This window comes from Rhodovulum sp. FJ3, from assembly GCF_032918305.1.
GTDB lineage: Bacteria > Pseudomonadota > Alphaproteobacteria > Rhodobacterales > Rhodobacteraceae > SAT37.
Genome location: NZ_JAWJUU010000011.1, coordinates 34,305 through 48,603 on the forward strand (window position 1 = coordinate 34,305; position 14,299 = coordinate 48,603).

Below are 14,299 nucleotides of genomic sequence, written 5' to 3' on the forward strand. Positions count from 1 at the left end.
CCCGATGCCACAAACAGTTATCGTCATGGCGGTCTTCCGCCCAGTGGCCAGTTACCTTGCAGAACAGATCGCCAGTATTGCGGCGCAAACGCATGATGATTTCGCGGTTGTTTTCGTGGATGCAGACCGAAATTCAAGTGACCTGATTGATGACCTCGCGGGTGAAAATGGTCTGAATTTTCACATAGTTGTGGGTGAGGATCGACTGGACGCGGTGCGGGCCTTTGAGTTCGGGTTAAAGTGCGCATTGGAATTGTTCCCCGAGGCGCGCCACTTTGCCCTTTCGGATCAGGATGACATTTGGTGCGCGGATAGGTTGCGGGCGGGGATAGAGGGTTTGCAGGACGGGGCCGCGATGGTCCACAGCGACGCACGCATGGTCGACGCGATGGGTAAACCTCTACACAAGTCGGTTTTCGGGTTTGAACGACGCGACAGGGATTCGCGCCTTCGCAACCTGTTGGTCCGCAATTCGGTCACAGGGATGACCGTTACCATGACCCGAGAGGTGGTCGAGAATGCCCTACCTTTCCCGCCACAAAACGGCGTTCATTTCTACCACGACCTGTGGCTGGCCTTGGTGGCACGGGTTCTTGGCGACGTGCGCCTGATCCGCCGCCCGCTGGTCGATTATCGCCAACACGGCAATAACGCGGTGGGCGCGGGGCACCGCACGGCGGGCACGACCAAGTTCCGTTTGCGCACATGGGCGGGACGCTATGCGTTGGCCTCCTATCTGGCGCGACAACTGGTGCTGCGGTTTGGTAATGTCGAGACGGCGCTATCAAAGCTGGAGCCGCTAAAGCCCTATCTCGCCCCGCGCGGCACCGGTTTGGCATTCGTCGCGGATGGGTTGCGAATGGCCCTGCGCGGGCAGGTGTCTCAGGCCGCGGTCAGCCTAAGCTATGCGGTCGTCGCCCTTGGGCGCACAATTTGGGCGGCGAAACGCGCCGCAAATGTCGGCTATGAACAGGCGCTTGGGCAGTTTGACAACCGCCTCTACGATCTGGCGCCTGGTGTTCCGCCCCGCCCCGTGGCCGTGCAACCGGCGCAAGTCGAAACTCCGCGCGATTGGACCAGTTACCTTGATCCGCGATGCCACACCGGCCTGCGCCCCGTGTTCAACGCCCCGCGCCCCAGCCTGAACATCCTTTTGCCCAGCCTCAACCCGAACGAAATGTTCGCGGGCATCCTGACCGCCGTTGATATGGGGCTAGAGGCCACGCGCCACGGCGTGCCTGTACGCTATGTTGCAACGGACCTACCCGTCGCAAACGCTCAACACAGCCGTGCCTTTATTCAGGATCGCGCCCCCGACCTGCCGCCACAACTTCTGTCAATTGTTGATGGATCCCAACCTGCGGACCTCCCCGCACATCGCGGCGACAGGTTTGTGGCGACCGCGTGGTGGACGGCCTATTGCGCGCGGGACTTGTGTGCGGCGGGCTACATGCACGACAACTTTGCCTACCTCATTCAGGATTTCGAACCCGGGTTTTACGCGTGGGGCCAAGAGCACGGCATGGCCACGGCAAGCTATGACCTGAACTTTACCCCGATTTTCAACACCTCTTACTTGCGTCGATATTTTGCGGGCATGGGGTACGGGTTCGCGGACGATCACGCGTTGACGCTGCGTCCGGCGATACATGTTCCCCGCTATGCCGGTTTGGTGCGCGGTCCAACGGGCTCTCCGCGTCAACTGGCCCTTTACGGTCGCCCGGAGGTCAGCCGCAATATGTTCCCCCTCGCGGTCGAAAGCATCGCAAAATTCATCTCCACCACCGGCTTGGGCCCCAAAGACATCAAAGTCGTTAGCGCAGGGATGAAGCACATTGACATCACGCTGCCTAACGGTGTCCGCTTGCACAGCCTCGGAAAACTGCCCCTCCAGGACTACCCTCGTTTTCTGTGTGAGAGCGATGTCGGTCTTGCCCTGATGTATTCTCCACACCCCAGCCACCTACCCATCGAAATGGCGGCGGCCGGTGTGAAAACAGTGACCAATGCGTTTACGCAAAAGGATCTTTCCACGCTTGGTCCGCATATCTGGAGCACGGGCTTGCTTCCCGATCAGATTGCTCAGGGAATTAGGTCCGCGTGGGATGCGCCGTCCCCACGTCTGACCGACCGGTCTCTGGATCTTTCCCCAATGGGGGATGACCTCTCACATGTGGTTGCGGACATGGTGCAGGCCCTTGGTCTTGGGAAACTTTCGACGGGGATCGCAGCATGACCAGACGGCTTATCCTGCATATCGGAGCGCCCAAATGCGGTTCGACCTTTCTGCAACGGGCTATGGTGCAAAACCAATCCACGCTTGGCGATCACGACATTGCCTATCCGACGCCGTCTGGCGCGCATCCGGGGAATGGATTGGCGGCACTTTCAGGCCCTTCGATGCAGTGCATCCTAGAGGAATACCAACAAAAAACGATTTTACTGTCCCACGAAGACCTGTTCGCACAGGCCGCGCGCGCAACCGATCTGGTCGATTTGCAAGCCTCGGGGCAGATCACCGTTGAAATTCTGGTATTCCTGCGCCCGTTTTCCGATTTTATTTTCGGGGACTATTCGCAGTTCATCAAACAAAACTATCGAACCTATTGTACCGTGCAGAGCGCGTTTGAGGGGCGCAGTTTTGCACAAGTCGCCGTGGATCGTAGCCGCGCAATGCCGGTCGCGGGGTTCCTACGCGCTTGGCGAAAATCCTTTGGCGAACAATCGGTGCGCGTCGCACATTTCCGCAATATCCAATCCGTGCTTGAACATGTGTTGGGGCAGCCCGCGCTGAACTGGTCGATCCCAAGGCAGGCGTCCAACCCGTCGCTGCGCATGATGGACTGCGACCGGATCGTTGCCGCAATCAACCGAGGTGCGCCTGAGGCGCAGGTGCAGGCGATGATCAACGCGGGTCTACGGGATGCCGGTCAAGACGACCCTGGAAGGACGGCCGAGCGCCGAGAATGGATCGAGGCGCTGTTTGATCATCAAAATACACTGCTTGAACAAGAGTTTGGCTATGACAACCGACATGCGAACATCACCGCATCCGCGGCATGAGCCGCATACCATCCTGTTGGCGACATTCAACGGCGCGCGTTTTCTGGCAGAACAACTCTGCAGTTTGTCCGAGCAAACCGATGCGCATTGGCGTATGATTGTATCTGATGACGGATCTACGGATGAGACGCGCCGCATCGTCGAAACGTTCGCCGAGCACGTTCCGCAAGAGGTGACGCTGATCGACGGGCCGAAACGCGGCTTTGCCGCGAATTTTGCCCACCTGATTGCATCCGCGCCGACGGATCACGGGGTGGTTCTGTTTTGCGATCAAGACGACGTCTGGTTGCCAACCCATATAGAGCGCGCTGTATCGGCCTTGGCCGGGGACGAACCTACGCTTTATGGCGCCCGCACCACGGTGACAGATCAGAACCTGAACCCGCTTGGTCATTCGCGGTTGCCGAGGTTGCCCCTTTGGTTTTCAAATGCGCTGGTCCAATCCTTTGCCGGTGGGAACACGATGGCGTTGAATCGGGCGGGCTTTGATCTGCTTCGTCGAGCCACGTCCCAAGCACCCGATTTCGCGTCGCATGATTGGTGGATGTATCAGATCGTTTCGGGATGCGGCGGACGCATTATTTATGACCCTGTGCCGACCACCCTGTATCGCCAGCATTCAGATAATCTGGTCGGACACAATCGTGGGTTTACGGCGTCGGTTCGTCGCTTGGGTGCCTTCGTGCGTGGGGATTTTCGCGCCCAAACCGACGCAAACCTGCGCGCACTACAGGCCAATCGGGGGATGCTGACGCCCTCGGCGCGTCGGCAGCTGGATCGGTTTTGCGCCATTCGCGAAACCAACCCCATTGCCCGCACCACTCATTTTGCCACGGGACCGATCCGGCGTCAGGGGGTGATGGGACGGGTCACGCTTTGCCTTGGCGGGTTGGCCGGTTTGGTCTGATCAATAGTTCCTTTCAAAGAACAGGCCGACACCGGTGTTGCCATCATCGCCAACAGACCCGCGCACGGTGAAACCGGGCGTTACATCTAGGTTCAGGTTGATCTCGGTTTGACCCTGCGAATCCACGGTGACGTCGGTATAGACATTTTCCGAAATGTATTTCCCTGCACGCACGGCCGCGCCTCCGCTGTCATCCGTGCTGATATCCAGATCGTCGAGGCCAAAGTTCTGACGCAGGGTAGAAATCACGCCGCCGTCGCTGCGCCCGCTAAGGACTGCGACTGCATTGGCCAACTGCAAGGCCTGTAGCGGCGATAGGGACTGTGTTCCCCGTTCAAACAGCAGCCGCGCAAGCACCTCATCCTGTGGCAACTCGGGTTGGCTTTCGAACACCACTTCGGGTTCGGAGACAGGCCCCTCAATCACGACGGAAATCACCGTGTCATCTGCGGCAGAGGTGGTCGCGACCAGCCGCAGGTACGGGTCCAGAGAGCCCTGCAGCCGGATCAGACCCTCATCCAGATCCAGACGCTGCCCCAGAATTTCCAGACGCCCGCGCACCAGTTCAAACCGCCCGATCGGAATGACGTCGGCGGTGGTGCCCGTCACCCGAATGCGACCACCCAATTCGGCATCAAGCCCGCGTCCACGAATGAAGATTTGGTTTGGCGCCGACACGATTATATCAAGGCCCAGAGCAGACCCCGCCCCGGATGATGCACCGCCAGTGTCGATCAGGCCTGCCCAATCGCGGGTCCGACGCGAGGCCGCGCTTTCACCCACATGGCGCAGGTTGTCGGGGATACCGCCCACAATTCCGCCGCCCGAGGGGATGCGCAATTCGGTTTCCAACAGGTCCACCGTCCCCGTGATCCGCCCGCCACCAGACAGAGGTCCCGTCAGGGCCAAGGCCGCGTTGAGGCGCGTTTGATAGAGGTCTGGATCGCTAAGCACCGCGCGGGACAAGGTGATCGACATGTCTGCCGGATTTCCCGCACCCAAACCGACGCTACCGTTGATGGCGACCGTGCCGCCCTCAGCAAAGGCGCCTGTGACGTCGACCACGGCCCGCCCGCCCGACAGGGAAACAGTTGCGCCGATCCCGTCTACCGCAACCCCCAAGGCGGGGGCGACAAGGCGCGCGCCCGAGGTGCTGAGACGTCCCGACACCGCATCCAATCCGGGCGCGCCGTTGATTGTGGCCTCAAACCGCGCAAGCCCCGACACGGCACGCGGCGCGATAAATCCGTTGGCCAGCGCAAGGGGCGCATTGCCCGACACTTGCAGGTCCATCGTTTGCCCCGTTCCGGCCACCGTGCCCGCGACTTGGGCCGTGATTCCGCCAGGACCGGTGGCATCGACATCCATTGCCCAATCGGAACCAACGGGGCGGATGGTGCCATCGACCTGCGCCGCCCCCGGAAAGTCCGGCACGATGATCCCGAGGTTGTTCAGCGTGGCGTCAATCGCCAGATCGCCCGCGTCCCCCGTTGGGGTGATGGAGGCGGTGAACTGCGGTGACGCGGCATCCAGCAGGCGAATGTCGATCCCATCCGCGCCATAGCTACCGCCAAAGCGCAGCTCGCTTTGCCCGCGCAACAGCGCATCCGCCTGCGCCAAACCGGTCGTCAGGTTCGTGCCGCTGAGGCTGAGGTCCAGATCATAGGTTTGACTACGAAGGGCGGCGGTCCCGTTCGCGTTCAGATCGACCGACCCGCCCAAGCGACGACCAACCAGTTTCGAAAAAACCGACAGATCGCCCGAGGTCGCATCGACCATTCCCGTTACTGGCAAGGCAGGGTCGTTGGGATCAAACGTGCCCGAAAACGTCACGTTGGTCCCCGCCGCGGCGACGTCCAACGCGGTTAGGGTGATGGCCGATCCCTGTTGCCATGTGGCGTTGCCGGTGGCCGTGGCCCCGCCCGATAGCCCAAGGTCCAGCGGCGTCAGATCGCGCACTGCCGCGTCGAAATCCAGCGATGCGTCGGTCACGTCAATGTCGCCACGGGCCTCTAGCGTGACCAGATCACCGCGCACCGACAGGCGGCGCAGGATCGTGCCATTCGCGTCGCGCGCCGCCGATAGGATCAGGTTGGTCTGACCGGCCAGCAACGCGTCGGCCTGTGCCACACCCGTGATCGGATCGGTCAGGCGGGCTTGGGATGAGATGTCGAATGCGCCGGACAGCGGGCTATAGGTCCCCGACACGGTCAGGTCCGCAGCACCACCGAGGGGCCGCTCCGCCAGATCGGCAAAACGGCTGATGTCCGTCGAGGTCAGGCGCAAATCGGCGGTGATCGGTACGCCCTCATCCCCGCGCCCGATCGTTATGTCGCCGCTTAGGGTCGTATCACCACTTGTGATGCGAACATCGTTCAGGCGCACAGGGGCATCGCGGTCATAGGTGACGCTGAGGGCGGCGCGCGCCGTGGGGCCGATGGCCGTCGCAAGGGCCGTGTCGCGATGCGTGATGTCCTGCCCGATCAGGTCAAATTCCCCGTCAAACAGGGGTGCGCCATCGGCATTGATGTGCCCCTGACCGGTGATTTGGGCATCGCCCACGTTCAGGCCCGCGCGGGATAGGCCACTGACGAACCCGTCCAGCGTCCATTCATTCCCCAATTCCGCGTCGAATTGCGCAAGGATCAGGGCGCGTTCGATATAGGTTTCGTCACCCGAAACGGGCAGGCGCACGGGTTCATCTGCGTTGATGTCCGCGCGCAGATCAAAGGCGCTTGGCAGACCCGCCGCGCCGATGGACAGGGACCCTGTGATCGACATCTGCTCGGTTTGCAGATCCAGATCGGTGATGTCCTTGCGCCCGTCGGGATAAAGGGTCGCCTGAACCCCAAGACCCGATTGTGCGCCAAAGAATGGCTGCAGATCGGGCGCAAACAGGGCGCGGATATCGCCGTCCAGAAACGCCTCAACCCGTTGTAGGGTGGGCGCAGGGGCGTCGGGATCTGTGACCTCAACCGAGGTGTCGATGTCGTCGCGCAAACGGACCTGACCGGTCAGGCGCGGGATGTCGTCCGTGGCCAAGGCAATTTGCGCGGTGAAATCGGACAGGGGCGCATCGCCGGTGACGCGCAGATTGACCGACGGCGCGCCGGGCAGGTTGATAATCGTGCTGATCAAGCCGCCGCTGCCCTCATCAAGGTTCAGATCGATGCGCAAATCGCGGGTCGCGTTGGCATAGGCGGCAGACAGGGTCAGGTCGCCCTTGGTGCCATCGATGCGGGAAATGTCGATGTCCGCGGTGCCTTGGCCATCCGCAAGCGACAGCGACCCGTCCATGTCAAACACCGCGGCGGGTCCGATGACACCCTCGCCCAAATCAAGGCGATCCACGGAAATCGTGCCGATGTTCACCGCAACGGGCAATTCAGGCAGGGCAAAAGGTGTGGCCTGTGTGTCGGCCAGTTCGACCGCAGGCGCCGGCAGCGGGCGGCGCGGGATGGCGATTTCGCCCGCGGACAGGGTTTCGATTTCCAACCGTCCGCGCAACAGGGCGGTGCGCGACCAGACCAGCGACACGTCGCTGAGCGTGATCCAGACTCCGTCTGCGTCCGCAATGGTCAGGCTGTCCAGCGTAGCGTTGGACGACAGAGCGCCCTCGAACCCCTCAATCCGGATGTCGCGACCCGCCGACGACAGCTTGTCCTCAAGAAATGCTTGCAGCGTGCCGCGGTCGCGCTCGGCCTCGGTGTCTTGGGCCGTCGCGCTGAGCGGGGCCAGTGCCGCGCAGGTCAGGGCGAATAGTGTGTGGCGAAACTTACGCATCAAAAGGCCTGCCCGATCCCGATGTAAAATTGCACGCCGTCACCGGTCGATCCACCGACGGGTGCGGCAACGTCGAACCGGATGGGGCCGATGCCGGTGTTATAGCGCACGCCCAGCCCCGCGCCCGATTGCCATTCGCCGTTTTGCCCCGGGATGCTATCGGCACCGACAAAACCGGTATCGGCAAAGCCGACGACGCTGATGCTGTTGCTGATGTCATAGCGGATTTCGGCGGAGAGACCTACAAAGCTGCGCCCGCCGACGGTATCACCCGAGGGCAGATCGACGCCCAGCGATTGATAGGGCTGTCCGCGCACGGTGCCGCCCCCACCGGAAAAGAACAACATATCGGGCGGCACATCCGCCGCCGCCGCCCCAAGGACCGAACCGATCTGCGCCCGTCCCGCCAGAACCGCGTTGTTGCCCAACGCATAATAGGCACGCGTGTCGGCAAAGATGCGCGCGCCCGACCCGCCATCGCCAAGGGCTGCAAAGGGTTCCAGATCGACGTCCGCGAAATAGCCCGCACGCGGGTTCAGGGTATCGTCCCGCTCATCCAGCGTCGCGAACAGGGGGAAGGTCAGTTGATGGATGGTCCGTTCCCCGAAATCGTCACGGATGTCCGTGAACCGCAGACCGACGCCGACGCCGACCTGAAAGCTATCGCTGAACTCACGGATCAGACCGGCGGATAGGAAGATGCGGTTTTCATAGAAATCGGGCTCATCCAGAACCTCGGCCTCGGCCAAGAGGGATAGGCTTGTGTCCGGTCCGAAGGTTGCGGGGCGGGTGAAACTGGCCGAAAGCAGGCTATCCACCCCGCCCGTATCCCCCGCGATCCCCGAAACCGCCCCGTCAAAGCGCAGCCGTTCCGCCCCGCCAAGGAGATTGCGGTGCATCCAGAACGCGGACAGCGATAGGCCCTCTAGAGACGATACCTCGGCGCCGAACCCGAACTTGCGCGGTTTGTCCTCCACCACGGTGGCGGTGATATCCAGCGTGCCATCGGCGTTCGCATCGTCCTCTTCGCGCAGGGCGACCGAGCGGAACGCGCCGGTCTTGCGCAGGCGGTTTGCGGCCTTGGATTGTTCTTCGGGATCAAAGACCTGTCCCGTCGGTAGGCCTGCGATTTCGATGATGCGTTCAGTGCGCACCGCGCTGTTGCCATCCACGATCAGGTCGCCGAAATTCAGGCGCGGACCGGGGGCAAGGGTGACATCGGTGTTCAGAACCGCGCGGGTGTGATCGGCGATCACGCGTTGTCCGTTCACGGCGGCCTTGGCGTGACCGTCGCCGCGCCATGCGTCAATTGCCACGCCAACCGCGTCGCCGATCAGCAGGCTTTGGGCCGGTTTGCCAGTGGCGAAGCCCTCGGGCAATTCGGTGTCAGGGGCCAGAGGCGCGATCGAGACCTCGCCAAACCGGAAACGGTCGCCCGGATTGATCGTGATGGTGATCTGGTCGATGTTTGCGGGCGGTGAAAACGGTGGGATCGCGGCGGCCTCGCGCCCGTCGACCGTGATGTTGATCACGGGGCCGAAATACCCGCGGGCATAGAGCACCTCGATCAAACGGCGATAGTCGGCCTGCGCCGCGGACAGCAACGTATCGGTCGTCGTGCCATCCTGTTTCGCAATGTCCCGCGACAGGGACGCGCCGCGCAGGGCCTCGCGCAAACCGTCCGACAGATCGGTGGTGATATTGAACGTGACATCCGTCGCAAATGCCGGAGAGGTCAGAAAAATGCCCCCTGCCACGGCCGCGCCGATGCGTTTGAAAAGTCCCATGTCCCACCCTGATGGCCGATGCCTGTCTTCGGTCTAACATTGGGGCATGGGATGCAAAAGGCCAGCCGAATTCTGCAATCCGGCTGGCCGATTTCCGCTTGTCGCGGGGATGTTTTAGGCCGCTTCGGGAACGGCGGCGCCGGTCATATAGGCAACGGCGTCCGACATCGTGTGCTCCTTGGGGTTGATGACGCACAGACGCTTGCCCAGACGGTGTACGTGGATGCGGTCGGCGACCTCAAAGACGTGGGGCATATTGTGCGAAATCAGGATGATCGGAATGCCACGCGATTTCACGTCCTGGATCAGCTCCAATACACGACGGGATTCCTTGACCCCAAGTGCGGCGGTCGGTTCGTCCAGAATGATCACCTTGGACCCAAATGCGGCGGCGCGGGCCACGGCGACGCCCTGACGTTGGCCACCGGACAGGGTTTCAACCGCCTGATTGATGTTCTGAATCGTCATCAGGCCCAGTTCAGACAGCTTTTCGCGCGCGAATTTCTCCATCGCGGGGCGGTCCAACTGGCGGAACATTGTGCCCATGATCCCGGGTTTGCGCAGCTCGCGCCCCATGAACATATTGTCCGCAATCGACAGGGCAGGCGACATGGCGAGTTGCTGGTAGACCGTTTCGATCCCGTCGCGGCGTGCGTCCAAGGGGGTCGAAAAGTTGACTTTTTTGCCCTCGAGGAACACCTCGCCCTCATCGGGAACGACTGCGCCCGACAGGGCCTTGATCAGGGTCGATTTGCCCGCGCCGTTGTCCCCGATCACGGCCAAGATTTCGCCGGGGTAGAGTTCGAAATCACAGTGGTCCAGCGCGACCACACGGCCATAGCGTTTGACCAGGTTCTTGCCTTGCAAAATTGGTTGGGTCATTGCGAAACCTTTCTGATCCATTGGTCAACTGCCACCGCACCGATGATCAGCACGCCGATCAACAGGTAGGTCCATTGTGCATCCGCCCCCAAAAGGCGCAGGCCAAGCGTGAACACGCCCACGATCAGCGCCCCGAACAGCGACCCAAGGATCGAGCCGCGCCCGCCGAACAGGGAGATGCCCCCGATCACAACTGCGGTGATGGATTCGATGTTGCCCAGTTGCCCCGAGGTCGGCGAGACCGAGCCGATCCGCCCAATCAAGGCCCAGCCCGCAAAGGCACAGATCAGACCCGAAATCGCGTAAACCGAGATCAAAACGCGGTCGGTTTTCACACCAGACAGTTCTGCCGCATCCTTGTCATCGCCCACGGCGTAAACGTGACGCCCCCACGCGGTGTGACGCAGGACATAGGCCATGAACAGGATCAGCAGGACCATGAAAATCACGCCATAGGTAAAGATGGCCCCACCAATCCGCAGCTTTTCACCGAAGAATTGCAGGATAGGCGCATTGGCCTCGATGTCTTGTGCGCGGATGGTTTCGTTGGCGGAATAGAGGAAATTCGACGCCAAAACGATCTGCCACATGCCAAGTGTCACGATGAACGGCGGCAGCTTGACCTTGGCCACCAGAACGCCGTTGATGAAACCGCAAAACGTCCCGCAGATCAGGCCACAGACCACTGCCAGTTCGGCCGGAAGGCCATAACGGAACGTAAACTGTCCCATCACGACGGAGGACAGAACCATGATCGCGCCGACGCTGAGGTCGATGCCTGCGGTCAGGATCACGATGCTTTGCGCGGCGGCTAGAATGCCGACGATCTGTACCTGTTGCAGGATCAAGGTCAGGCTGAACGGCGAAAAAAACTTGCTGCCCAGCAGGGCGCCAAACACCGCGATGGACAGAACCAGAACGATCAACGGCACAAGCGCCGGTGTCTGGTGCAAACGGTGCTGCACCCTGTTCAAAAGGCTGCTGTGATGGTCGTTGAACTCGGCTACGGCCTGCGGGCTGTGCGCTGCGACAGCTTCAAAGTCCTGCCCTTTTGAGGCGGTCTGGGTCATGTCAGTCCCCGATGTCGGTGGTTGTTTCGGATAAGTATAGCACAAACGCCGATCCCCCTCGGCGTGGGCGGGAAAGGGGCGGATCGCCGCCCCTTTCATTCGTTAATTCAAGGTCTTAGCCCCAGCACAGGTCCATGCCTTCGGCGACCGAGATCGACTCGACGCCATCGGCGGGCTGATCGGTGACCAGAGCAACGCCCGTGTCAAAGAAGTTCTTGCCGGGGGTCGGTTCGGGTTTCACGCCGTTGTCGGCCCATTCCTTGATTGCCTCGATGCCCAGCGACGCCATCAACAGCGGGTACTGCTGCGAGGTCGCGCCGATCACACCGTCCGCGATGTTCTGAACGCCGGGGCAGCCGCCGTCGACCGACACGATCAGAACGTCGTTCTCACGGCCAATTGCCTTGAGTGCCTCATAGGCACCGGCGGCGGCAGGCTCGTTGATCGTGTAGACGACGTTGATCATCGGATCGGTGGCCAGAAGGTTTTCCATTGCCTTGCGGCCACCCTCTTCGTTACCGGCGGTGACGTCGTTGCCAACAATGCGCGGATCGGTCTCGTCACCCCATTTGTTCGGGTCGCCAAGGTCGATGCCAAAGCCCTGCAAGAAGCCCTGATCGCGCAGAACGCCAACGGTCGGCTGCGATACGGCGAGGTCCAGCATACCGATTTTTGCGTTAGCCGCGTCGTCGCCCAGTTTCGCGGCGGCCCATTTACCGATCAGCTCCCCCGCAAGGAAGTTGTCGGTCGCAAAGGTCGCATCAGCCGCGTCAATCGGGTCCAGCGGCGTGTCGAGCGCGATCACCAAGATACCTGCGTCGCGGGCCTGTTGAACGGCCGAAACGATCGACGAGGTGTCGGATGCGGTCAGCAAGATGCCCTTGGCGCCATCCAGAATGCAGGTCTCGATCGCCTGAACTTGCGTTTCGTGGTCGCCGTCAACTTTGCCAGCAAAGGTTTTCAGGGTGATGCCCAGTTCGGCGGCCTTGGCGGCGGCGCCTTCTTTCATCTTGACGAAAAACGGGTTGGTGTCGGTTTTCGTGATTAGGCATGCGGACGTTTCATGGCCGCCTGCGTAAGCTGCACCAGTCGTGGTCAGAACGGCCATCGCCGTTCCTGCGAGAAACTTCTTCATTGGTCTTCCTCCCAAAAGCACTGACGCGGGTGGCCCGCGTCGGATCGACGGGTTTTCCCGCCTCGCATCCTAAAAAACGTGATTCGCGGCCTTGCGTCAATAAATAAATAAATTTGATTTATTAATAGGCTTGTGCTTTATTGATGACAGGGAGAGGGCCATGACAACCACAGAAGTCCGAAAGTTCAGCGGTGGCGTTAATCAGCGCGGCGTGAGAGATCACAACGAACGCCTATTAATTTCCACTATCCAGCGCCACGGAGCCTTGCCAGGCAGCGATTTGGCGCGTCTTTCTGGGCTGTCACCTCAAACAGTATCTGTGATTCTTCGCAGTTTGGAAAGTGAGGGCTTTATAAAACGTGGCGAGCCCAAGCGCGGACGCGTGGGCAAGCCCTCCATTCCCATGGCCCTGTCCGAGGATGGGGTTTACTCCATCGGTCTGAAAATCGGACGTCGCAGTGCCGATATCCTGCTCTTGGATTTCGTTGGGAATGTCCGCGATCGGGTCAAAACCACCTACAAATACCCTCTCCCCGGAACGATTTTTGGTTTTTGGCAGCATGGCTTAGAGACCTTGCTGGCCAAGTTGACCGAAGATCAGCGCGCGCGGATCTGTGGCGTGGGTGTGGCTGCGCCGTTCGAGATTTGGAAGTGGCATGACTCAATCGGTGCGCCCGCAGACGAGTTCGCGGCGTGGAAAGAGGTCGATTTTGCCGAGCGTCTGGGCGAGCTCTGTGAACTACCAGTGTTTGTTGAGAACGACGCCACCGCAGCCTGTCGTGCAGAGCACGTGTACGGGCGGGGTAAGGATTTTTCGGATTACGCGTATTTCTTCGTTGGTGCCTTTATCGGTGGTGGTGTGGTCCTGAATGACTCGGTCTATCCCGGCGCGCGGAACAATGCGGGTGCCTTTGGCTCCCTACCTATGCCCAAAACAGGCGGCGGGGTTGAGCAACTGATCGACTCGGCGTCCATTTACCGGCTTGAGGCCGCAATGGTTGCGGCGGGACATGATCCCGCTGCCCTTTGGCAGGAAGAGCCGGATTGGAGCGGAATTGATGAGGTTTTGGTGCCGTGGCTGGACGAAACCGGCGAAAATCTCGCGCGAGCGGCCCTCGCCGTTTGTTCGGTAATCGATTTTGAAGCTGTCGTTATCGATGGGGCCTTTCCCGCGGCGATCCGCGAAGCCCTTGTTGAGCGCGTTCGCGCGTCTTTGGGTCGGCTGGATGGGCGCGGCCTTCTCCTGCCCACCGCCGAATGCGGGAGCGTTGGCGCAGATGCCCGCGGGATAGGCGCGGCAAGCTTGCCGATCTTTGCGAACTTTATGCTGAACACCAACGCGGGCTTTCAGCGCGTCTAAATCCCTGTGTTGAACGGAATAGGCGTCCGGATCAGGTATCCGAGCGCGATTTCTTTGCGTTTTTTCTCAAACGGGGGTCCGAGGAGGCCAGGCGTTCACAAATACGTGTGAACGTTAATAACATGAGTGTGATAATTAGCGTCCTGTAAGTCAGGATAATTTGTCGCATTCACAATATTTTGCACGCGCAGCATCTTGACGACGAGAAGACGTCATCTCGATCAAAATTCTCTAACTACTATGTTTTCCGAGAAAAAATCCAAAACATAGTCTCTTTGCTACTACGGCCCTGGTTGCTTCGGCTGGCTTCGC

At 60.7% G+C, this 14,299-nt stretch carries 9 protein-coding genes; 4 read left to right on the plus strand and 5 right to left on the minus strand.

Translation table 11 applies throughout. From position 1 onward, the window contains the following. Positions 1 to 4 precede the first annotated feature (4 nt). Genes R1W00_RS17745 through R1W00_RS17755 form a run of 3 tightly spaced genes read left to right on the plus strand, consistent with a single transcriptional unit; the run spans position 5 to position 3,970 of the window. A complete protein-coding gene (locus tag R1W00_RS17745) occupies positions 5 to 2,236 on the plus strand; it encodes a glycosyltransferase (protein WP_317264114.1) in 2,232 nt (743 codons plus the stop codon). Continuing rightward, positions 2,233 to 3,063, plus strand: coding sequence for a hypothetical protein (locus R1W00_RS17750; RefSeq protein WP_317264115.1), 831 nt, complete (start codon positions 2,233 to 2,235; stop codon positions 3,061 to 3,063). Before R1W00_RS17745 ends, R1W00_RS17750 begins: the two co-directional genes overlap by 4 nt. Beyond that, positions 3,035 to 3,970: a glycosyltransferase family 2 protein gene (locus R1W00_RS17755; RefSeq protein WP_317264116.1), complete on the plus strand. Its 936-nt coding sequence runs from the start codon at positions 3,035 to 3,037 to the stop codon at positions 3,968 to 3,970. The genes R1W00_RS17750 and R1W00_RS17755 overlap by 29 nt, the downstream gene beginning before the upstream one ends. Here the strand turns inward: R1W00_RS17755 and R1W00_RS17760 are convergent, their stop codons facing one another. The 5 genes from R1W00_RS17760 to R1W00_RS17780 form a co-directional block, all read right to left on the minus strand. Then, positions 3,971 to 7,753, minus strand: coding sequence for a translocation/assembly module TamB domain-containing protein (locus R1W00_RS17760; RefSeq protein ID WP_317264117.1), 3,783 nt, complete (start codon positions 7,751 to 7,753; stop codon positions 3,971 to 3,973). Further along, complete coding sequence (locus tag R1W00_RS17765) at positions 7,753 to 9,540, minus strand: autotransporter assembly complex family protein (protein WP_317264118.1); 1,788 nt, start codon at positions 9,538 to 9,540, stop codon at positions 7,753 to 7,755. The genes R1W00_RS17760 and R1W00_RS17765 overlap by 1 nt, the downstream gene beginning before the upstream one ends. Before the next feature lie 114 nt (positions 9,541 to 9,654). Continuing rightward, positions 9,655 to 10,422 carry an ATP-binding cassette domain-containing protein gene (locus tag R1W00_RS17770; protein ID WP_317264119.1) on the minus strand — a complete coding sequence of 256 codons (768 nt, stop codon included), beginning with the start codon at positions 10,420 to 10,422 and terminating at the stop codon, positions 9,655 to 9,657. Beyond that, positions 10,419 to 11,492 (minus strand): ABC transporter permease, encoded by a 1,074-nt coding sequence (locus tag R1W00_RS17775; protein WP_317264120.1) that lies wholly within the window; start codon positions 11,490 to 11,492, stop codon positions 10,419 to 10,421. The genes R1W00_RS17770 and R1W00_RS17775 overlap by 4 nt, the downstream gene beginning before the upstream one ends. 115 nt (positions 11,493 to 11,607) lie before the next feature. Then, complete coding sequence (locus R1W00_RS17780) at positions 11,608 to 12,627, minus strand: sugar ABC transporter substrate-binding protein (RefSeq protein WP_317264121.1); 1,020 nt, start codon at positions 12,625 to 12,627, stop codon at positions 11,608 to 11,610. Between the two features lie 160 nt (positions 12,628 to 12,787). Between R1W00_RS17780 and R1W00_RS17785 the strand changes: the two genes are divergently transcribed. After that, complete coding sequence (locus R1W00_RS17785; RefSeq protein ID WP_317264122.1) at positions 12,788 to 13,987, plus strand: ROK family transcriptional regulator; 1,200 nt, start codon at positions 12,788 to 12,790, stop codon at positions 13,985 to 13,987. Positions 13,988 to 14,299: the final 312 nt, after the last annotated feature.